Source organism: Paenibacillus konkukensis, assembly GCF_023523925.1.
In the GTDB taxonomy this organism is placed as follows: Bacteria; Bacillota; Bacilli; order Paenibacillales; family NBRC-103111; genus Paenibacillus_S; species Paenibacillus_S doosanensis.
On sequence record NZ_CP027059.1, the window covers coordinates 3012848 to 3035205 of the forward strand.

17 protein-coding genes are annotated in these 22358 nt (G+C 54.5%); 6 read left to right on the forward strand and 11 right to left on the reverse strand.

What is annotated here, in order from left to right; genetic code table 11:
- Positions 1-41: 41 nt before the first annotated feature.
- Together SK3146_RS12875 and SK3146_RS12880 are read left to right on the forward strand one after the other, a co-directional pair.
- Positions 42-719, forward strand: coding sequence for a flagellar brake protein (locus SK3146_RS12875; RefSeq protein WP_249865415.1), 678 nt, complete (start codon positions 42-44; stop codon positions 717-719).
- Between the two features lie 42 nt (positions 720-761).
- A complete protein-coding gene (locus SK3146_RS12880; RefSeq protein ID WP_249865416.1) occupies positions 762-1589 on the forward strand; it encodes an NAD kinase in 828 nt (275 codons plus the stop codon).
- A 159-nt stretch (positions 1590-1748) separates the two neighbouring features.
- Here the strand turns inward: SK3146_RS12880 and SK3146_RS12885 are convergent, their stop codons facing one another.
- Both SK3146_RS12885 and lipA read right to left on the reverse strand, forming a co-directional pair.
- On the reverse strand, positions 1749-2402 hold the full coding sequence (locus SK3146_RS12885; RefSeq protein WP_249865417.1) for a YutD family protein: 654 nt from the start codon (positions 2400-2402) through the stop codon (positions 1749-1751).
- A gap of 129 nt (positions 2403-2531) precedes the next feature.
- A complete protein-coding gene (gene lipA, locus SK3146_RS12890) occupies positions 2532-3407 on the reverse strand; it encodes a lipoyl synthase (protein ID WP_249865418.1) in 876 nt (291 codons plus the stop codon).
- A 169-nt stretch (positions 3408-3576) separates the two neighbouring features.
- Between lipA and larB the strand changes: the two genes are divergently transcribed.
- Positions 3577-4368 carry a nickel pincer cofactor biosynthesis protein LarB gene (larB, locus tag SK3146_RS12895; protein ID WP_249865419.1) on the forward strand — a complete coding sequence of 264 codons (792 nt, stop codon included), beginning with the start codon at positions 3577-3579 and terminating at the stop codon, positions 4366-4368.
- Between the two features lie 2 nt (positions 4369-4370).
- Positions 4371-5456 carry a nickel pincer cofactor biosynthesis protein LarC gene (gene larC, locus SK3146_RS12900; RefSeq protein ID WP_249865420.1) on the forward strand — a complete coding sequence of 362 codons (1086 nt, stop codon included), beginning with the start codon at positions 4371-4373 and terminating at the stop codon, positions 5454-5456.
- Positions 5457-5525: 69 nt separating this feature from the next.
- Here the strand turns inward: larC (SK3146_RS12900) and larC (SK3146_RS12905) are convergent, their stop codons facing one another.
- Positions 5526-6002 (reverse strand): nickel pincer cofactor biosynthesis protein LarC2, encoded by a 477-nt coding sequence (gene larC / locus SK3146_RS12905; RefSeq protein ID WP_249865421.1) that lies wholly within the window; start codon positions 6000-6002, stop codon positions 5526-5528.
- Between the two features lie 180 nt (positions 6003-6182).
- Between larC (SK3146_RS12905) and SK3146_RS12910 the strand changes: the two genes are divergently transcribed.
- Complete coding sequence (locus tag SK3146_RS12910) at positions 6183-7220, forward strand: M23 family metallopeptidase (RefSeq protein WP_249865422.1); 1038 nt, start codon at positions 6183-6185, stop codon at positions 7218-7220.
- 228 nt (positions 7221-7448) lie between these two features.
- On the opposite strand, the gene yunB is transcribed toward SK3146_RS12910, so the two are convergent.
- From yunB to SK3146_RS12945, 7 genes are all read right to left on the reverse strand, one after another.
- Positions 7449-8210 carry a sporulation protein YunB gene (gene yunB / locus SK3146_RS12915; RefSeq protein WP_249865423.1) on the reverse strand — a complete coding sequence of 254 codons (762 nt, stop codon included), beginning with the start codon at positions 8208-8210 and terminating at the stop codon, positions 7449-7451.
- A gap of 467 nt (positions 8211-8677) precedes the next feature.
- The gene (locus SK3146_RS12920) at positions 8678-9745 is read right to left on the reverse strand and encodes an alpha/beta hydrolase family protein (RefSeq protein ID WP_249865424.1); all 1068 of its coding nucleotides are present in this window, start codon (positions 9743-9745) and stop codon (positions 8678-8680) included.
- A 4-nt stretch (positions 9746-9749) separates the two neighbouring features.
- Positions 9750-10568 (reverse strand): sugar phosphate isomerase/epimerase family protein, encoded by an 819-nt coding sequence (locus SK3146_RS12925; RefSeq protein ID WP_249865425.1) that lies wholly within the window; start codon positions 10566-10568, stop codon positions 9750-9752.
- A gap of 149 nt (positions 10569-10717) precedes the next feature.
- Positions 10718-12358: a hypothetical protein gene (locus tag SK3146_RS12930; RefSeq protein ID WP_249865426.1), complete on the reverse strand. Its 1641-nt coding sequence runs from the start codon at positions 12356-12358 to the stop codon at positions 10718-10720.
- 98 nt (positions 12359-12456) lie between these two features.
- A complete protein-coding gene (locus tag SK3146_RS12935) occupies positions 12457-13965 on the reverse strand; it encodes an extracellular solute-binding protein (RefSeq protein WP_249865427.1) in 1509 nt (502 codons plus the stop codon).
- Between the two features lie 199 nt (positions 13966-14164).
- Positions 14165-16519 (reverse strand): helix-turn-helix domain-containing protein, encoded by a 2355-nt coding sequence (locus tag SK3146_RS12940; RefSeq protein WP_249865428.1) that lies wholly within the window; start codon positions 16517-16519, stop codon positions 14165-14167.
- 716 nt (positions 16520-17235) lie between these two features.
- On the reverse strand, positions 17236-18609 hold the full coding sequence (locus SK3146_RS12945; protein WP_249865429.1) for a helix-turn-helix domain-containing protein: 1374 nt from the start codon (positions 18607-18609) through the stop codon (positions 17236-17238).
- Between the two features lie 448 nt (positions 18610-19057).
- On the opposite strand from SK3146_RS12945, the gene SK3146_RS12950 reads away from it, so the two are divergent.
- Positions 19058-21061 (forward strand): beta-galactosidase, encoded by a 2004-nt coding sequence (locus tag SK3146_RS12950; RefSeq protein ID WP_249865430.1) that lies wholly within the window; start codon positions 19058-19060, stop codon positions 21059-21061.
- A gap of 277 nt (positions 21062-21338) precedes the next feature.
- Here SK3146_RS12950 and SK3146_RS12955 read toward each other — a convergent pair whose 3' ends face one another.
- Positions 21339-22067 carry a cyclase family protein gene (locus tag SK3146_RS12955; RefSeq protein WP_249865431.1) on the reverse strand — a complete coding sequence of 243 codons (729 nt, stop codon included), beginning with the start codon at positions 22065-22067 and terminating at the stop codon, positions 21339-21341.
- Positions 22068-22358 lie beyond the last annotated feature (291 nt).

Consider the following 22358-nt stretch of genomic DNA (forward strand, 5'->3'; position numbering starts at 1 on the left):
TTATGGAATTATGTTTATTACTATGACTCTATGGTGATCCTATGAATTGGAACCAAGCCTTGGCTTTTGAAATGGTTGTTCCTCGTACGAACTGCAATCTGATTATCGTCGGCGAGACGAAAGAAGGCATGCCGTTCTGCTACGAGGATAGTTTTATGCTGCAAAAAGTAGACGAACAGCAGCTCGTCGCCACGATGGAATTTCATACGATGAATCCGCTCGAGAAGCTGCATCATGTATGCTTTATCGAATTCTCTTTCCGCGAGCGGGGGATTCTATACTACGCCTTCGTCGATCTGCTCCATGTCGAAACCAAACGCAATATTTGCTCGTTGACTTTATCGGCTCCGCAAGAGCTCAATACGTTCCAAAACCGGCGGTTTCAGCGTATTCATCTGCCGGCGCGTACTCCGCTTACCTGCCGCATCATCGGCGTGCGCAAAGCCTCGACCCATCAAGGCATCGCTTTCTCGGGGCAGATTCAGGACATTTCGGCAGGCGGATTGTCGTTCGTCACGAATACGCGTATTTTTTACCCGTTGTTTTTGGAGCTCAGCTTCGTTTTGCCGGATCATCCGCATAAATTTGTCATTAACGGCGAGATCGTCCGGGTCTCCCATTTCAGCAATGATTCTTATCGGATTGCCGTTGAATTCCGGAACATTCCGGAAAGCCTTACTCACCAAATCGACGAATATTGTACCCGTTCGGGCGAATAAGCGGACGGTACCCGTAGGATAACCGTTAGGAGGATATTTCTTTTGAAGTATAGTGTCATTCACCGCGGCGACGATATATCGTTTCAATTAATGCAAACTTTCCATACTCTGATCCGGGAACGCGGTTTGCATCATGACGAAGCGAATCCCGATGTGGTGCTGTCGATCGGCGGCGACGGCACCATGCTGCACGCGTTCCACAAGTATAAGGATCAGCTGGATACGATCGCTTTTGTCGGGATACATACCGGACGGCTCGGTTTTTTTGCCGATTGGAAGCCTGACGAAGTGGAAATGCTGGCCGACATGATGGGCGAGAGCGCGCAGCAAAACGATCTGCGGGTCGTCAAATACCCGCTGGTGGAAATACAGATTACGACGCCTCAAGGAATCGAAACACAGCTGGCCTTCAACGAGTTTACGTTAAAAGGCGTCGATGTCACGCTGATGGCCGAGCTTCATATTAACGACGAACCGTTCGAAACGTTCCGGGGAGACGGTATTTGCATATCGACCCCTCCGGGCAGCACGGCGTATAACAAGAGCTTGGGCGGAGCCATCGTACATCCATCGCTCGACGCCATCCAGATTGCCGAGATCGCTTCGATTAACAATCGCGTGTTCCGTACGCTCGGTTCGCCGATTTTGCTGCCGAAGCATCATCACTGCGATATTTATCCGCGGGCCGGACAGAACATTCTGCTCTCGCTCGACCATATTATTATGCAGCGGGACGACATTCTCTCGATCCGCAGCATGGTGGCGGCAGGCAAGAAGGTCAAATTCGCTCGTTTCCGCCCGTTCCCGTTCTGGAGCCGCGTGCGGGAAGCGTTCATAGGATACGAACCGATTCACGAAAAAAAGCCTTGACCGGTGCCGGTCAAGGCTTTTTGCCGCTTCCCGGGAGCTCTTTGCCCTCGAAAGCGAAGTCTAAGCAATTTGTGATAGGCCCGTTTGGCTGCTTTAAGCCCGTCACGGTAAAGGCAGCGAGCCAAACCGGCTTAACGCCGGCCCGCCCCTTCTCTCCGTCTATTGCTTCACATGCTGCTGATTGTGCTGCGCCTGGCGCTGCTGTCCTTGCTTGTGATGATTCCGGTGCTGTCTGTGATTCGATCCGTTAGAATTATTTTTACGGTTAGGCTGATTTTGATTTTGCTGTTGGGGCGGTCTCTCCGACGGAGCGTGCTGCTTCTCCGAATGAGGCTGCTTTTCCGAATTAGACTCTTTTGACGAGTCATTGGCCGGCTTATTTCTTTCCTGTCTTTCCGCTCGCTCCGGCCTTTCCGGTTTTTCCAGTCGCTCCGGCTTCTCCGGCTGTTCCACATCAAGCTGATCCTCGCGCTTAGGCTCCTGACGGCTTTCCTCGGCTTCTCCGGCAGGCTCGCTGTCGTGCTGGCCGTTCTGCTGCTTGGAAGAGACCTTCTCGATAATAAAATAAGCGCAGCCAAAATTGCAGTACTCGTTCAAATAATCCTGTAACGTGGCGATAGAGGATTCCTTCGTTGCCTTGGGGTGCGTATCCTTGAAGAAACCTCGCAAACGAAGCTGATTGTAGCCCCAATCTCCGACGATGAAATCATACCGTTCCAGCACCTCGCTGTACCGGTCGCGGAAGGCTTCGGGCTTCCAGCCGTTTTTGTGGTCGACTACCACTTCGTACGTTTTATTGGCAATATGGATCACGAATTCGGTCCCCTCCTGACTGTTTGCCCCATTTCTAAAAGATATGCCGACTGCCCGTGCGCAAACTATTCCGTTCGATGCTGCTCCCCGATTCTGGCTGCAGTGCAGCCGTTATCGGTCATACGGACGTTAAGCCTGCTTTACCGATTTGACCTGTTCGTGAGCATGATACGAACTCCGCACCATCGGACCGGACTCGACATGGCTGAAGCCGCGCTTCATGCCCTCCGCCTTCAAATCGGCGAATTCGGACGGCGGATAATATTTCGTTACCGGGAGATGGTTCAGCGACGGCTGCAAATATTGTCCGATCGTCATAATGTCGCAGTCTACTTCGCGCAAATCGTCCATCGTCTTTAAAATTTCGTCCCATTCCTCGCCAACGCCCAGCATAATGCTCGACTTGGTTGGAATTTGCGGCGCGATGTGCTTCGACCGCTCCAGCAGTTGTATCGAACGGCGGTATTTGGCCTTAGCCCGCACTTTGTCGGAAAGCCGCTCCACCGTCTCGATATTGTGATTCAAAATGTCCGGCTTTGCCTCGAGCACCATCCTCAGCGATTGTTCGTTGCCCAGGAAATCGGGGATCAGCACCTCGACGCTGCACAGCGGCAGCCGCTTGCGAAGCGCCTTGATCGTGGCGGCAAAGATCGACGCGCCTCCATCCGCCAGATCGTCCCTTGCGACCGACGTCACGACGACATGCTGCAAGCCCATTTGTTCCGCCGCTTCGGCTACGCGTTCGGGTTCCTGCAGATCAAGCTCCGTCGGAAGCCCGGTCTTTACGGCGCAAAACCTGCACGCTCTGGTACATATATCTCCTAATATCATGAAGGTCGCCGTCCGGTTCGCCCAGCATTCGTGGATATTGGGGCATTTGGCTTCCTCGCATACGGTATGCAGCGTTTTGCCGCGCATCATATTTTTCAGTTCTTTAAAATTATCCCCGGTGGTCAGCTTGATTTTAAGCCAATCCGGTTTACGCTCTATTTGACGAGTAGACATAGTTCTGTCCCTGCTTTCTGAATTCTTTGTCCATACTCTTTACGCTATTATATCAACGAACGCCGGAACAATCCACTTTCCATTTTATTTGTGATAAACTAGGAAAGAACGCAAACAGGCTGCAAAACGCCTCTATTTAATACATAATGTCCGGGGGAATGCTTTTTTTATGATAAATGTAGATGCAATCTTAAAGCTCGTTCGTTCGGGCGATCTTGACGTCGCAGAAGCCCGGAAGCATCTGGACGAGCTGATGGCTGCGGACGCCTCTCCGGCTGGCCGCGTCGACGATCTCGGCTTCGCCCAACTCGATCTGGACCGGGAACGCAGAACCGGCTTCCCGGAAGTCATTTACGGGGAGAGCAAGACGGCGGAGCAGATCGCGGCCATATTCGGCCGGCTCGTCGAACATTCGGATCGAGTGCTGGCCACACGTGTCAGCGGCGATAAAGCCGAATTCGTGCAAAGCCGGATAGAAGGCGTTTCCTACCACAAAGAAGCCCGCGTCATGACCTGGTTCCGCACGGAAGCGGCGCGCAAGCCGGAAGGCTCCGGATATATCGCCGTCGTCTGCGCCGGCACTTCCGATCTGCCGGTCGCCGAGGAAGCGGCCTTGACGGCGGAATGCATGGGATGCCGCGTAGAAAGAATCTACGATGTCGGCGTAGCCGGCATCCACCGCCTGTTCCGCAGGCTCGACGTCATCCGCGATGCGACGGCTATCGTCGTAGCGGCCGGCATGGAAGGCGCCTTGACCAGCGTCGTCGGCGGCCTGGTGGCCAAGCCGATCATCGCCGTGCCGACCAGCGTCGGATACGGCGCCAGCTTTCAAGGTCTCGCCGCGCTGCTAACGATGCTCAACTCCTGCTCTTCGGGCGTGTCCGTCGTCAATATCGATAACGGCTTCGGTGCGGGCTACAACGCCGCACTCATTTACAAAACTACATTAAAGAGGGATTAACGATGAAAATAGCTTATTTGGATTGTTTCTCCGGCATCAGCGGCGACATGACCTTGGCCGCCTTGGTCGATGCGGGCGCAGACCGCAGCTACGTTGAGGAAGAGCTTCGCAAAATCAAGATCGAGCCCTTTGCTTTGGAGTGGAAGCGCGTCAACAAAAAAGGAATTTCGGCGCTGAAAATGGACGTTATTCTCGATCCCGACAACCCGCCGTCGCATCACCGTCATTATTCGGAGATCGTAAAGATCATTCATCAGGCCGGATTCAATGAGCGCGTGGTCAAAATGAGCCTGGACATTTTCGAAAAAATCGGAATCGCCGAAGGGAAAATTCACGATCTTCCGCTCGATAAAGTGCATTTCCACGAAGTCGGCGCGATCGATTCCATCGTCGACGTAATCGGCGTCGCCTTGGCGCTGGATTCTCTGGACGTAGAGAAAATCTATTCGTCCCCGGTCCCTCTCGGCTCCGGAACGGTTCGCTGCGATCACGGCATTTATCCCGTTCCCGCTCCGGCCACGCTTGAAATGATGCGCGGGCTGCCGATTGCGCCGACGTCCTACGCCGTGGAAATGACCACGCCGACGGGCGCCGGGATTATCTCCGGCCTGGTCGACGAATTCGCCAGAAGCTATCCTCCGATGATCGTAGAGACCATCGGCTACGGAGCCGGAACGCGGGATCTGCCGAACCAGCCGAACGTGCTGAGAGTCGTTATCGGCAAAGCCGATCCTTACAAGCATAAATTTCAAATGATTCATGAAGACATTCATCATACCCATGAGCATCACCATCATGAACATGAACATCATCATGATCATAACCATTCTCACGATCATCATCATGATCATAACCATCATGATCATAACCATCACCATCATGACCATGATCATTCGCACGATCACCATCACGGCCATGAGCACGGTCATTCACATTCGCATTCGCACGACCATGACCACACTCATGAACAACCTCATGCCCACAGCCATGAAGAGCATAACCATAGCCACAGTCATTTGCATGAGCACAGCCATGAGCGGCACGATCATGATCACGGCAGTCCGACATCTTCCTGCATCAAGCAGTAGAATCGGACGAACGATGCGTAAAGAGCCGACAATCGCTTCCGCCGATTGTCGGCTTTTTTCTCTTCTGGTTCAATTATTGCTTTCGTTTAAAAATAATCTTCGCACCTCGTCGTATACTTGCTTGAGCGGGACTCCGTAAGTTAGCGCGGCTTGCTCGCATTCCTTGAATTCCGGCGCAAACTGCACCATCGTTCCATTATGGTACCCCGCTTTCACGCTGATCGCTCCCCACGGCGTCTCCACCTTTCGGAATTGCCGGCCCAGCCTGTGGCAGGTTGCACGCATATACCGCAAACCGATGGTCGTCGTCTCCCGGAAAATAATGTCTTCTACCTGCGCCAGCTTCGCTTCATCGGCCAGCACGTTCAGCATAACGCCGGGACGTCCTTTTTTCATAATAATCGGAATCCAGTACACATCATTCGCACCGGCCTCGAACAGCCGGTCGCCGACATAGGAGCACAGCTCCGGGTTCATGTCGTCGATATTCGCTTGAAGCAGCAGCATTCCTTCATCCCTATGCTCTTCCCTATGTTGAAAATCCATCCCTTACCCCTTCCGTGTCCGACGGCAAATGTCGACCTTGCAAATTGTCCACATTATATCAAAAATTGGAGCGGTTGAAAATCATTCCTGACATCCGTATCCGGGCGGCTTGCCTTGGATAAAATTATTATCCGCTTCACATCCTATAGCTAACTAAATGTGTGTGGAGGTTATTCGCTTATGGCAGCGAGATGGTTGCACCCTATTGTTGCAATTTCATTATGCGGCAGCATTCTCTTCGGAGCGGTTTGCCCTGCACAGGCTGCTCCCGCCGCTACAGCTCCAAAACCGGGGACAGACGCCAAAAGTATGAAAATCGTTTTTGCCGAACGCAAAGATCTGTTCGAGAAGGTCGGCGCGGTGACGGGCATCCCCTGGTACTACCTCGCAGCGCTCGATCAATACGAACGGACGATCAATCTGGCCCGCAAACGTCCTGCAAATGACGGACTGGTCGGCATCTACTTCTCCGAGCTTCAATGGGGCGGGATGATGAATCCCGATCATGACGATACCAATCCCGGGACGATCGCTTTATTCGACGGAATTGGCAGAGACGGGTCCGGAGACGGACGAGCCGACCGCAAGAACGATCTTGACGTTCTGTATTCGATGGCAATGCTCCTGCTCAAGCACGGCTCCGTCGAGGAAGATTTGCGGATCGGGTTATGGGAATATTACCAAAATACCCGCAGTGTGGAACGCGTCCAGCAATTCGCCAAAATATACGGCAAATTCGATACGCTGGAGCTGCATGAGCATGCTTTTGTGCTGCCGCTTAAGGCCGACTACTCCTACCGCAGCACTTGGGGAGCAAGCCGCGGTTGGGGCGGTTACCGAATTCACGAAGGAACCGACTTGTTTGCCGGTTACGGCGTACCCGTGCGCAGCGCGGCTTATGGAATTATAGAAGAAATGGGTTGGAACCCGTACGGTGGATGGCGGGTAGGCATTCGCGATCTTAATAATGTGTATCACTATTACGCTCACCTATCCGGCTTCAATAAAGAAGTAAAGACCGGAGATATCGTCACCCCAGGGCAAGTCGTCGGCTGGGTCGGCAGCTCGGGCTACGGCAAGCCGGGCACTTCGGGCAAATTTCCGCCTCATTTGCATTACGGCATGTACCGGGATAACGGGTTAACGGATTGGTCTTTCGACCCATATCCGCATCTGCGCAAATGGGAGCGCGAAGAACGCATGCGCAAAAAGAAATGACCGGTCGGTTCCGTGAACTCCGCGCCCAAAGGGCCGGAGTTTATTTCGGTAGAAAATAGTAAAGTTGCTGTTAATATCGGATAGACGGACCGGTACCTGCTTTATCTTTGCCGGGCGAAATACGCGGGCTGTGCCGCGTCTCTCGAAGGCGCAGCGTACGCAAAGCGCTTAAGGCCCACGCCGCAGCGCAGCGGCCTTAAGCCGGGAGCCTAACGGCACCCGGCTCGTTTACTTGGCAGCCGATTCTGCGCCGCTCTTGGCGCTTCCGGCTGCAGCGCCCGCTCCCGTTCCCGCGGCGGCGGAGCCGTCCTTGTTCATCATGCTGTTGATGCCCGGAGGCAGCGCCAAGCTCGGCGGAGGCGTATTGCTGCCCGCCGGATTTCCCTTGCCGTCGAAGTAATACGTCGGAACGTCGCCCACGACAAGAGCGTAAGATACGGGAACCTCCGTCTCCACCACTTCCGGCTCGGAATCGAACGGGATGATCACGCTCACTTCGGCGACGATATGGATATACACCTCCACCAGAATCATGTTAATGCCTGCATTTTGATACCTGGTGTTCAAATCGACCTTTACATTGCCTGCCGGGACCAGCCGGACGGGAATATTCGGGCCGAACGAAGCGAGAATGGAGCTGTGCATAGCCTGACCGAGCGGAATATGCTCCGGAATCGACTGCAGGTTAAGCAGCTGTCCCTCTACCGTCTTGATCGTATCCGACGTAATGCGCATATGCTCCGAGTAGTTCAGCATGAAGCCGGTAATTTTGCCGTTCTTATCCGTTCTCCAGTCGATCAGCTGCTCGTAGTTCGTCCCCAGCGACAATCTGTCGGAGATCGCCGTATTGATCGACTGGGTGGCGATCTGCTTCAGGCGTACTTTCGCCAAATTGACGAGCGGCGGCCACAAGTTTTTTTCCAAGTAAATAAACGACTGCACCGCAAACAATACAAAAATGAGAAAGAGGAGCAGCAGATTGCGTCTCATTTTTTTCGCGCCTGTGGGGCTGCTCTTCCACCTTCGTTTCAGCATCGGCATCCGGTTCCCCCCTAACGCAAAGCGTAACAAGCCGGGCCGCGGGCGCCACGCTTGTATTTTTCTTAAGACGGCCTCGGCATGTACGTTACAGCTTATGCGCCCCCGGGCAAAAAAAGAAGAGCAAGCCCGCTTCTCCCCCGGAACAAATCCCCCAAAAGCCATCCATGCCGCCGACGCGGCACCACAGACAATGGAAATGGGGTACCAAGAGTAATTTCCAGGGTAGTGGCGTGATGCTCTGAAGCTTATTCCGTCCGCATCCGGCTTCAGCTGGATCGGCGTCTAACCCTTCCTCTGGGATCGTTCTAGGGCTAGACTTTCCTTTCGGGGGAGCCCCAAAACTTATAAATTCCGTCAAAAAAGGGACGCGCCGCAAACGGCGCCCCCCTATGACCGATCCTATAGTTATGATGGCTTTAAGACATTAGCTGCGAAACGAGCCACTGATAAGACTGCGCTCCCGAGATTTCATGCTTGCCTTCGAATATTTCGTAACCGAACGCTTCGCCGTTATTGGCGCTGTCATAGATGCGCTGCAGTCTGGCGACTGCTTCGCGGGAACCGCGGATCGGAAATACCGTGTCTCCGCTCCCCGATTCAATGAAGAGCGGCCGCGGCGCGATCAGGCCGATCCAGTCCGGCATTTCGCCGTACTGCAGCAGTCCCGGAACATAGTTGTCGAGACAATGGTTACGGTCCATAATGCTCGTCTTAAACAGGTTCGTATAGCCGCTGACGACCGTCGCCCCGAAGCGCTCGTCAAGCGCCGAAGCAAGCGCCGTCACCATACCGCCGCCGGACATTCCCATGACGCCGATCCGCTGCGGATCGATCTCCGGACGGGTGAAGGCGTAATCGACGGTGCGGAGCAGCTCGTACACTCTGACGCCCGCCAGCGATTGCCCCATCAGCATCAGAGAAGAGGCGAGGCGGAAGCAGGAATTGCCGCCCGGCTCGGCCTTCGCATCCTCGGCCATCCTGCGTTCTCCGAAGCCGAGCAGCTCCGGCGCAATGACGACGAAGCCGCGCCTTGCCAGCTCTACGGCGAAATGCTTGTACAGATTCGGATTGCCGGTATTGTCCTCGCCCGTCGGCGTTAAACCTACAACCTCCTTGCTGCCGTAGCCATGCCCGTGAACGGCCAGCACCGCAGGGCGTCGCTCGGAACCGGACGCGGCGGCGGCCTTCGGCACCAGCACATAAGCCAGCGTCGTCAAGTCGTCATACGTGCGGAACTCAACCTTCTCCCGTATGTAATCGCCGCAATCCACGCTTTCCATGACGACCGCGCTCAGCTCGTCCGCCTGCTCCGGAATCGAGCCGAGCAGCTCTTTCAGCTTGCCTCTCAGCTCCGCTCTGGCCGCTTCCTGCTCCTCAAGAGGCAGCGCGGCGATATCGGCGTGCTTGCTTACGCTTCGCTCATACAAGCGGTTGATCAGCGCGTTTGGGCGCCAAGCTTCGGGCATTCCATGATCGGGAGCCATCGCGCTACACCTCCGCCAGATGCTTCAGCACATAATCGCGGGATAAATCCATATGCTCGATTTGGACGCCTTCCAAAGTAATATGAACCTGCGGTTTATGCTGCTGGACCAGCTCCATAAACATCCGATAGTTCAGCATGCCTCTGCCGGAGGAGACGGTCTCCAGCTTCCCGTTCTCATTCACCCGCATGTCCTTGGCATGGACGCTGACAACGCGGCTGCCGAGAAGGCGGAACGCTTCCTGCATCACTTCATGCTGGTTCTCGTAATTGCTTTGCGTCATCAAGTTAACCGGATCGATAACGACGCCGATATTGGAGGACGGGATCTCATCGATCAACTCCGCAAGCTGCGGCGCAGAGCCGATCAAATGACGGTTGGCCGCTTCGAGGCCGATGAACACGCCCCATTTCTCCGCCTCTTCGGCAAGCTCCTCAACGGCGGATTTCAAACGCGCCTGATAACGGTCGAATTGATCCGTATCCGGCACGCCGGTTTCCGTAGCGACGATGGCCGTACCGAAATGCCGGGCCATTCTTAAATGCTCCTTGAACCGGTCCACATTGCGGCGGAAAGCGGCGTCGTCAAGCTCGATCAAACTGACGTAACAGCCTAGCACGGGAATTTTTACGCCGTTTCTGTCGAATGCCTCGGCGATGTTGTTCGCAAGCCCCGGGCTTAATTTGCCCAAGCTGCAATCGACGTCCGAAATCGCTTTGGACAAAGCAAGCTGAACATATTTGAATTGGTAAGAGGCTACCTTGGCCGCCAGCTCTTTATACGGCAGCGTGCCTACGTTATGCGCTAAAATTCCTACTGACATGTTGTTTCCCATCTCCCTTGTAAAAGTGTGGCGAAATCGACGGCTGCACATGCGTGAGACATCTTTCGGCCGCTGCGGTCCCCGGATTTCCTTAACCCGGGAACATGTCGAACGCTTCCGCTTCCATGATACCAGTTTCCTCTGCCACGTTAAAGCGATTCTGCAAGCGGCGAAGAAGGCAGCTTTTTCTGATACAGCAAAATATTATCGGTTTGATGCCCGAGTCCGTCGTAAGCCGCGGCAAAAAACGGCCTTCCGCCGCAGTACGCCGGCATGCGCCCGCGCACGCCCAGCATCGCGGCCGCCAGATGCAGCAGCGCCAGCGGCTCCAGCGCATCGAGCTTCGCATATTCGTGATCGGGGCTTGGCATGAACAGCCCGCGATGGAAGCGGTACAGCACGATGCGGTCGCCGACTCTTTGGGCCAGCTGCAGAAACTTGCGCTGCCCCGTCGTCTCGAACAGCTCCAGCAGCGCGAAGATAGCGACAGGATCGGCGGTTTGAAGCTCCGACGGCAAGTCCGTTGCTCCTCCTTCCGGCGTGCCGATATCGCCGAAGCCCAGGCCGCCGCCGATGCTTCTGGCCAAGGTCCACAGCTTGGCATTCCCGGACAGCCGATATGCCTTCACATACGACCACAGCAGCAGCACATCCGCCTGAGCCGCCTTGAGCTGTTCGCCGGCACGTCCGTAGTAACCGCTCTTCTCCATCACGAGCCCGGTCAATCTCGTCCCGTTCGTCAGCATAGGATGAAACGAATGATCGAACGGGTCGTAAGCATACTCGCCGTAGGCGAGCAAATCCTCGACGGCCCAGTCCAGAAATTCACGCCCGGAAGTACCCAGCGTCTCGGCCAGCGACATGCGGCACAGCGCGGCCTCTCCGATGATCGTATGCGCCTGCCTTGCCGTGGTCAGAGTCGCTTCGATCGGGGCATGCTCCTTAAGCTGCTCGCCGAACTGATCGACGGCCCTATCTCCCCGCAGTCCCGGCAGCACGGAGATGCTGAATTGGTAACCGCCGAGCCCCGTCTCGGGGTTGCGGGTTTCAACATAGCGATGGGCGAGCCGCTTAGCCCATTGCAGCGGCTTCTCTTCGCCGAAGAAGCGATGATACATCGCCGCGGCGTAGAACAGATCGCTCCCCGCATTAATGAACGTAAGTCCGCGCCCGGTGAAAAAGACCGGGCTGTCCTCCGCATAATCCTGCTCCCATACGTCCTGTTCCCGCAGATCACGGACCGGCTGCCCGTGGCGGCTGAATTCGAGATTGCTCCAATCGGTAATATGACCGGCCCACAGCGCCTCAATATAGCGCGCGGTCTCCTCCGGGTTTACCCGGTTCATCAGCTCATAATACGGATAATGGCATTTCAGCTCATGCTGCGGCCCTTTATCGGCGGCATGCACCGGCTGCTTGCTCTCCAAGTCGAATGCCATGTGCCCGCCCCAGTACAACAGCTTGCCGTAGCGCAGCTCATCCAAGGCGTAGCGGACCGCCGCTTCCGCCGCATCCCGATAACGGGCTTCTCCCGTCAGCTCGCTAAGTCCGTCAAGCGTCCGCAGCCAATTTTGCTGATTGGCCAAATTGGATAGAGTCCAGCTCTGTCCCTGAGATAGCCAGCGAACCGGCTCATAAGTCCGCGAATGAATGCCGTCGGCAAACAGCGGAGTAGCTTCCTTCCCGTAACGATCCCGCGCCTTATCCAGCGCCAATTCGGCGAATTGCCGCACCGCTTCGATATACCGCCGGACGATTGAAGCTTCCTTATCCGTCACACGCTCCGTCATATGCACTGTCCTCCCCGAATGTCGAACTTGCGCCAGCCCCGCAGAACAAATCGCCCGGAATACTGGCGCATCGATCTCTATACTTATTCGATCGGATGTTATTTCTTGCCTGCCTTCGCATAAGCCTGCTCATATTCCTTAATCATCATATCTCCGCCGGCCTTCCGCCATTTATCCACTTCGGAGAGCCAGCCGGCTTCATCGATTTTGCCCAAGATAAACCTGGTTTGCGCATCCATAATCATCGTCTCCAGCTCTTTGCCCTTATCCGTATACGTCGGAGAATCGAGATTAAGCGCCGGATTCGGAACCGAGAACTCGAGATTATCCCGAGCGACCTCATTGCCTTTTTCCCCCAACGGAGTGTCCTTAAGCGGAAGCACGTTATAGCCCTCTATATTGAACAAGCTGTCCCGGTACGGCTTGACCTCGCGCTGGAAGGCGCTGAAATCTTTCATTTCCGTCTTGCCGTCGGCCGTTTTGACAAAGTGCTTGCCTTCGAGCCCCCGCAGCTGCAGCGTCGACATCGGCGGGTCCATCATTTTATCCGCAAAAGCGAGAATTTTCTTAAGATCTTCTTCCGTTTTGACCGTCGATTTCGGAAAAACGTACAGGCCATTGTTGCCGATTTCTCCCGATACTCTCGTTCCTTTAGACCCTGCCAAAGGGATGACGTCGAATATGCCGTTCGGATTCGATTTCTGCAGGCGATCCTGCATGCTTTTGGCATTCTGGGCGACGGCTATGCGGATCGCCCCTTTGCCGAGGTCGTAAGCCTTCTCCGCCTCGGATTCGTCCAGCACGGCAAAATCCGGATTGATCAGCTTTTCGCTGTATGCCTTACGGAGCATCCGCAGCATATCCATAAACGGTTCCGTCATAAATTCCGGAATAAACCGGCCGTTTTCCACTCCCCATTTGTTCGGGGCTCCAAGGCTGGTGGCAAGCCGCGTCGTAACGGAAGCGGAGCCGTCGTTGTATTTTTTGGACAGCACCATGCCGTACGTATCGTTTTTCCCGTTTTTGTCAGGATCGTTGAGAGCCGTCGCCTTCAATGCCTGATACCATTCTTCCGCCGTAGCCGGAGGCTTTAGCCCGAGCGCATCGAGCCAATCTTTGCGGTAGATTAAGGCCGCTCTTGCGATATCGCGGTAGATCGGGATTCCGTAAACTTTGCCGTCGACCGAAATATTGTCGTAAAACTGCCCGTTTTGCGCGGACAAGTTTTTGTACTCCTTCAGATAAGGTCCGATTTCCCAGAACATGCCCGACTTCATCGCGCTGATCGCCGTCGGAATGTACTTGACTCTCAGCATCATAGGCATTTCATTCGAAGCGATCATAATATTAATCTTATCGTCGTAGGCTGCGGTCGGTATCCACTCAATATCCAGCCTCGTATTCGTATAGCTCTCGATCGCTTCGAGCACGTCGCTTTCCTTCTCCGGAATGTCGCCGACCTGCGCCGTCGCAATCGTCAATATAAACGGCGATTGGCCTTCCCCTTTCTTCGCCGTATTCGCCGCTCCACCCGGCCCGCTGCAGCCCGCGGCGATCCCGCTCGCGAGCATTAGTGTCAGCACCGCAGCAACTTCTTTTGTTCTCATTGTTCCGTCCACCTCCTGTAGAAGCTCAAGAAGCGTTCCGCCGGAGCCTTACGGCCCGGAGGCTTGCGGCGGGCAGGCAAGCTCATTATGCCTTTGCCCGCGCGTTACACGCTATCGGCAATTTTTAACCTGACGTTCGCTTGAGGATCATTCTGCGCCAAAAGACCCGAACAGCGAACGGTTCGAGCCTTATCAGCGTTTATTTCTTATTGTACTGGTCCCGGTACTGCCCCGGGGTCATGCCGACGATTTTACGGAACGTGCGGATAAACGCCGTCGTATTCGTATAGTTGAGCTTCTCGGCAATTTCGGAAATTTTCAGATTGGTCGTCTCCAGCCAAGTTTTCGCCATATTCATCCTGTATTCGGCGAGGTATTCGCTGAAATTGATACCCATCTCCTTCTTGAACACCCGGCTCAAATAAACCGGATGGAAGCTCAGTATGGTCGCGCATGCCTCCAGCGAGATTTCTTGATCGAACCGCTCGTGGACGAGCTTCACCATCTGATTGGCGATATTGACGTATTGCGACTCGGCCTGCGTGTTCAGGAAGCCGATGATCGGCTCGAACAGCTCGACCTTGAACCATTTTACAATTTCCTCCAGCGTGCTCAGTTTGATGAAATGGTCGATCGTCGCCTTGTCTCCGAGCACTTTCTTCACCGCTCCCCCTTGCTCCTGCACAAGTTGAAACGCTTTGGAGATAAGCTGCATCATGAGAACGGGATATTCGTTGAAATGAATGCCTTTCTCCACGATAACCCCGATATATTTGTCGAACACGCCGTCCACGCGTTCTGTATCTCCCAACTTGACTGCGTTGATAAGCTGATCCTCCAGCAGCTTCAGTTGGGTGTACACCGTCATTTCCATATCTTTCTTGCCGGCGTCGATATCGTCGTAGTGGATGATGATTTCATTGCCGAGGCTTATTCTGCACTTCAACGCTTCCAGACACTCGCCGTAGGCCCGGCTGGCTTCCGTTGCCCGGTCAAAGGGACGGCTGATCCCAATGCTGATCGGCAAGTGCAAATACTCGCGGATTTTCTCTCTGATCATCTCCGCCGTCCGGAAAAAGTATTCCTTGCAAGCCGCATCGTCCTCCAGATTGCAGATGAGCAGCGTAACCTGGGATTGCTCCAGCAAAATCGGGCTGAACCGTTCCTGCTGCGCAATGAGCTCGCCGACCATATTGTTGATGGCAAACAGCAGCAGCTCCTTGTCATGATCGCGGTATTTGCCCTCCTGCAGCGTATCGATCTGCACCGTAATGACGCCGAGCCGATTCCATTCCGTCGGAAAACCGAACATTTGCGAACGGTAAGCCAGATCGCCGTCCGATAACTGTCCCGTGAACAGCTTGAGTACGAAAAATTCCTTCAGCTGCGTAAACTGCCCCTTCACTTGCTGCTGAAGCTGCTGCTCCGTGCTGAACAAGGTGCGGAAACGCTGCTCGATCGAATCGAATTCATCCTTATGCTCCTGGCCCTCTACCTGGATATCCTTCGTAAATTCGAACAATCTCTTGATCGGGGAATACATCCGACGGCTGCCGTAAAAAGCGACCAGGGCGACGAGAATGAAAATGACGATGCAGGCGATGAACGTCACCCAAGCGATTTTCTTCGACTGCTTCGTAATGTCCTCGATCGAAACGACGGACACATAGATCCATCCGTTATACGACGAAGAACGGTAGGTTACGCCGAGCTCCTCGTCGTGAACGTAAGCGTTAAAAAATCCGGAGTCTTCGCCGGTTTCGCGCACTTTCTCCGCGACCAGGGCGTGAATTTCCGCGTTCGAGTCGGTCTCGCTATCGTCAAGCAAAAAGTTCTGTCCTTCGCTGTCGAGCACGCTTACATCGCCCAGTTTCTTATTGTTGGAAAGCAGCGCTTTCACTTGGCTGTTCAATATTTCAACGATTAGCAGCCCCTTAGGCTGGCTCGTCATTGGAATGACGGGAATCTTGTACACCATGCGGAGCGCCGGAGGGCTCGAAGAGCTTGTCTCCCCGCCGCTGCCGTCGTCGGTCTCGGCCGCTTCGTCCGGTATCTTGGCGTTATCCGGCTTTTTCGCGGCTTCGTCCGTTTTAGGGCTTTTCGTAATCCAGAACAGACTGTTAGGATATTTCGCATACGAAGCAAATTGCTCATGACCCGGATATGTGCTGAATTTACGGAATATGGAGAAGCTGACCATCCAATCTTTATTTAAATTGACGAAATACGCTTCTCTGACGCTCGTGAACGTTTGCAGATTATACAAGCCTTTGGATAAGTCCCTCAGCTTGGAAAAATCGTCATACCCGAGCTCTTCATTCAAAGAGGAGGTTACGGTGGGCGAGTTGACGAACTGCAGCGAGGTCAGCTCAAGCGTCTTTAGCGCTTGCTCCACGCGCATTTGCGTTTGCAGCAGCACCTGCATGTTGCCTTCTTTCACTTTATCTTCAATATCGCCCGAGGCGATGATATACGAGATGATACCGATCAAGCTAACAGGAACCGCCGCGAGAATGAAGCTGAAGCTGAGCAAACGAAATAAATATTTGGGCATTCGGCGTTTTCCTCCTGTCTAATTTGATGGCGGACCTGCACGGGAATTGTCCGGGCACGATGATTGAAAACGCTTAAATCCCGAGGACGATTAGGCCAAAAGTAGGATGAAAGCCTGCCGTTTTTCCCAGCCCGGGTAACACCGGTTCATTATACAGTATTCAAATATTGTACTGCAATGGGATATTGGTGTAAATACGATACCTGGAGCAGCAGGCAAGCGACGGACGCTTCGTCCGCCCCGGCAATCTACTTGTATCTTGGAGCAGAATGCAATTACAATCCATAGTCCGAATTTAACTTCGTAGCCGCAGTCGCTGTTCTGACAGGCATTTTCCGTTTCAATGATTGTGCCGGCCATGGCAATGATCCGGGGCAAAGAACCAATCCCCCAAAAGCCATCCATGCCGCTACGCGGCACCACAGACAATGGAAATGGGGTACCAAGAGTAATTTCCAGGGTAGTGACGTGATGCTCCGAAGCTTATTCCGTCCGCATCCAGCCTAAGCTGGATCGGCGTCTAACCCTTCTTCTGGGATCGTTCTATGGGTAGACTTTCCTTTCGGGGGAGACCCCGGATTTCCACAGGAATTTGCTGCGCATCATTTACTAAACAATAAAAAAACGCCCCCGGAACATCGGTTCCGAAAACGTCTTTCGTGTTCATTCGGATGCAATTGAAAATGCCTTACAAGAACGGTCGCGGCCCGCTTCCTTCAGTTCTCCAGACCGACCGCCTCTTCCAGAAGCCGTTTCCGGCCATATTTCATCCGGTATTCCCCCGGGGTCATACCTTGGCTTCTGCGGAAAGAGCGGATAAAGTTTTGCGAATTTTTGTACTGGAGCTTGCAGGCGATCTCCTTGACCGGCAGATGCGTCTCGATCAGCCATTGGCAAGCCATATCATGGCGATGCTTGGACAAATATTCGCTAAATGTAATATGCATTTCTTTATTGAACAAACCGCTTAAATAATTGGGATTGTAATGAAGACGACCGGCAACCGATTCCAGCGATAAATCGGTATCGTATTCTTCCCTGATCATCGTGACGATTTGATCAAGCAGGTTCCTTTTATATGATTTCATGTTTTCCTCGATTGTAGTTAGACATGGTTCCATCCAGACTTGCCGGAACCAGCGTTCCGCCTCGTCCGCGGTTCGCAGCGCCAGCACCTGCCGAATGTAAGATGCAGGATAGCTTGACCATAGCTTGGCGCTCATTCCCCATTGGCGCATATGGTCCAGAAGCGTCAAGAGCAGCCTGACAAGCCATAATTCCAGCATCCGGGGATTGCCCGCCGAGCCGAACAACTCGCCGACCAGCTCCCGCAGAAGCAAATTTGCATGCAGCCGCTCCCCCTGCTTCACCGCTTCAATCCATTCCCGCTCCAGCCGTTCGGGATAGAGCGCCGCCGAATTCGGAACTGCGGCATCCAGGTCCTCGCAGAGAAATACCGACGTCTCCTTCGTCCAAATACGGAATTTGAGCGCTTCGACGCTTTCCTGATAAGCTGCAGAGCTCTTGGACAGCTCCTTGAACGTTCGGCTGACTCCAATGCTGACCTGAAGGGAGAGATAGCGGAACAAAGCGCTCTGAACTTCCCGTATCCAGGAGCTCAGCGTGTTCTTGAACGCTTCCTGCGATGGTCCGATAGCGAAGACCAGCAGCGCCAGCTGCTGATCGTTCGAGACGGCCGGCAGCCGCGAGCCGGACGGAATCAGCTCATCCAGCATATTGCGAATGGCGAACATCATCAACCCGCGGTCCTGCTCCGCGAAGCGCGTTTGCAGAGCCAGCTCCGGCTCAATGATCATGACGGCAAACCATTCGGCCTCAGCCGGAATGCCGATAGACCCGAATGCGCGCTGCCCGGACGGCAGCCCTCTTAAGAGCAGCTCTTGCGCATAATAGTGACGGAGCTCCGCCCTTTGTCCGTTAAGCTCGGCTTCAAGCCGCCGCTTAAGGGCATTCCACTCGCAGGACGGGTCGGCCGATGGATGGGGGATGCTGGACGGCGGATGCTTGCTTGCGTCGGCGGAAGTTCGTCTTTGCCGCGGGTGCAGCCGGCCGATGATAAAAGAAACCATACAGCATAACAGCAGCAACCCTAGTGTCTTCCATGATGCATTTGCTTCCGACCATATCTCCACGACTGCGAGTCCACACACGAAGATAAGACTGAGAGTCAGGCAAATGATGAAGAGCTTATTTTGCGGCAAAAGATCATCCTCCCCGGAAATCCGTTTACCTTGTATTCGTCTATAGAAATTGTACCGCTCTTTGGCATAGCAGACTATCATCTGTATTTAACCATTCGCCCTTTGCAGGGGGTAAACCTAATTTCGGCATATCCGGTGTAACGCTGAAATTCGAGGCTCAGCCCGCATAACGGCGGCCTTGCTGCAAGAAAGTGCAAGCCCGTCAAAAATGTTGCAATCACAGCAGCGGCCCTATCAAAAAATTGCAATTGAACCGAAAGGGGCATTTTAATAAGATGGGATGTATATGACAAAACGGCAGTCTGGAGAGATGAATATGAGCAAAAGATTGTACCATGGGGCGGCGTTTTATCCCGAGCTATGGAGCGAGGAGATTATTGAGCAGGATATTCAATACATGAAGGAAGCGGGCATTAACGTTGCGCGCATCGGTGAATTTGCCTGGTCGCGGATGGAGCCGGAAGAAGGACGCATCGACATGTCGTTTTTCGTGGACGTCATTCAACGTCTCTACGACAACGGGATTGAAACGGTCATGTGCACGCCGACGCCGACACCGCCGATTTGGCTGACGCACGGCCATCCGGAGCGGATGTATGTGGATGAGAACGGGACGGCGATGGGTCACGGATCGCGGCAGCACGCCTGCACCAATAACGGTTATTTCCGCGCGAGAGCGGCTATCATCACCGAGCATATCGCCCGCGCCGTCGGCGCTTTGCCGGGCGTCATCGGCTGGCAGATCGACAACGAATTTAAAGCGCATGTAGCCGAGTGCATGTGCGCGACCTGCAAGAGCTTGTGGCAGGAATGGCTGGAGCGGCGCTACGGTACGATCGAGCAGTTAAACGAAGCTTGGGGCACGGATATTTGGAGCGAGTATTACCACAGCTTCGAGCAAGTCCCGCAGCCGGGACCGGCGCCGTTTCTGCACAACTCTTCGCTCAAGACGATGTATCAATTGTTCTCGATGGAAAAAATCGCCGAATTTGCGGACGAGCAGGCCGCGATCATCCGCAAATATTCAAAGGCGCCGATCACGCATAACAGCAGCGTCGCCTTTCATGTGGACAATGAACGCTTGTTCCAGCATCTGGACTTCGCTTCGTTCGACACGTATGCGAACTTTGACAACACGCCCGGCTATTTGATTAATTGCGACTTATTCCGCAACTTCAAGCGGGGCAAAGATTTCTGGATCATGGAAACAAGCACGTCGTTCAGCGCTTCGCTGGAGAGCTACGCCATGCCGCATCCGAACGGCTACTTGCGCTCCGAAGCGGTCGCCGCCTACGCCCTCGGCGCGGAGGCGTTCTGCTATTGGCTGTGGCGCCAGCAGCGGGCCGGCTGCGAGCAGCCGCACGGCTCGGTCATCAGCGCTTGGGGCAAGCCGACGATCGGCTACCAAAGCGTCCTTGAGGTAGAGGAAGCGCGCAAGCGCATCGAACCGATCATCGTGTCGTCCCGTCCGGCTCAAGCCGAAGTGGCCGTAACCTATTCCGACCGGGCCAAAGCGTTTCTCAAAACCGAGCCTCACCGCAAGCTGAACCACCGCGCTTTGGTCACTTCGTTCTACGAACGGATCTTATCGATGGGCATTCACCGCGATCTGATCCCAGAAGGAGCCGATCTGTCGGGGTACAAGCTGCTGATGACGCCGTTCATTCATTATTTGTCGCCGGACTATGTGCAGCGCGCCCGCGCCTTCGCAGAGCAGGGCGGCGTCTGGATCGTCGGACCGCTGAGCGGCGGCAGAACGGAGCATCACACCGTCCATACCGACGCCGCGCTCGGCAAGGAACTGGAGACGCTGGCCGGCGTAGAAACGCTGTACACGTATCCGATGGAAGGCACCGGAACGATCGGCCGCGCGTTCGGCCTGTCCGCTCCGCTCAGCCTATGGAGCGCTGTATTCGAGCCTAAGGAAGCTGCGGCGGTCGGGATTCTCGAGCAGGGACTCGCTCCCGGCAAGGCGTTCATTACCGAGCGGCCGCTCGGACGCGGCAAAATCGTCATGCTCGGCTCGCTTCCGGCGGGAGACGAAGGAGACGCGCTGCTGAAGGCGCTGATCGACCGCTACGCAGCCGATGCCGGAGTGACGCTGCGGACGGACGTCACCCAAGGCACGATCGTAGCGCCGAGATATACGGATCGTCACGAGCTGTGGGTCATCGTGAACATGGACGGCCAAGGAGGCTCCGTTACTCTGCCCCGGCAAGGGTTCGACCCGCTGACGCAGGCGGATGTGCCGGCCGGCAAGCTGGACGTCGGCGCCTTCGAATACCGCATCGTTCAATTTCCGCGGCCGGTGCAGAATTAAACTTCTCGTACAGCAAGCCAAAGGACCTTAAGCCCCCGTTTGTCTCCGACAAAACGGGCTTAAGGTCCTTTTTTTGCTCACAACCCCAGTGTTTTGAATCAATTTATTTTACAAGCCGCGCATGAATGAACCGTCCCTAAAAAGGATACAAATACGATTTTCGATTTAAACGATTGAACGATTCTGCCGTATGCGAAGCTCTCCGTCACCCAAGGCGAAAAAAGCGCAGCGATGAAAAGCAAAATACAAACGAGGAATGCGATCTCGGTTCTATGCTTCATCTCACTTGCCTGCCCGGAACAAAAGCTACCGCCCGGACCGGAGATCCCGAGCCTCCTTTGATTTTCAGCGGCAGGCCGATGAAGAACGACTCTCCGAGCGTCCGGTCGAGCCCCTTCAGGTTCTCGAAGATGTTAATGCCGCTGCCAAGCAGCGAATAATGCGCCGGATTGCCCGAGCTGCCGGAGCCGTCAATCGCCAGCGTATCGCAGCCGACCGCCTTAATTTTCCGGGAAACCAAATACTCCGCAGCTTCCCCGCTGATTCCGGGCCAACTGGCCGTGTAGGAGCGGTCGACGTTGCGCGGCGCATAATGACGGTCCCAGCCGAACCGAAACAGCACGATATCCCCTGGCTCGATAGGTCCGTTCGCTTGCTCCCATTCGCGCAATTCATCGATAGATACCAGGTCCTGATCCGTATAATGGGCAAAATCGAGCGTTACGGCCCGTCCCATGCAATTCGAAAGCGGCGTCTCCGCCATATACCGGTGCTCCGGATGCCCCTCTTGCAAAAAATGGCCCGTAGCGTCCACATGCGTTCCGCAATGCTCGTTGATCAACAGCTGTCCGACCAATGCCGGACTTCCCGTGTCGAAGGAATCCCACTTGGTGTGGAAATAACGGGAATGCGTCGGATATACCGGCATTTCCTCCTCCAGCGTGTGCGATAAATCGATCAGCCTCATCCCCGCCAACAGCTCCAGGCAGCTGCGAATTTGCTCCATCTTATTTTGGCCTCCATCCCGTTTGGTTTCCAGACAATACCATTATGCCGAAAAACGGGATGGACGGCAATGACACATTTCGCCGTATCCGCGTTCCGAAGGCGATGCGACAAAATGGGACGATCGGGCTACGGGCGGTCCCCTCCTAATCTGGTATACTCTTCCTTATACCGCTGCCGTAGAAAATGCCTCTGCTTTTAGAAGCCTGGTGAAAAAAGAGCGGAGGGGCCATTTGAATCTGGAAAAGCGTAAGCGGTCGCCTTTGAAAACGGATTCTCTCCACATAAAAAC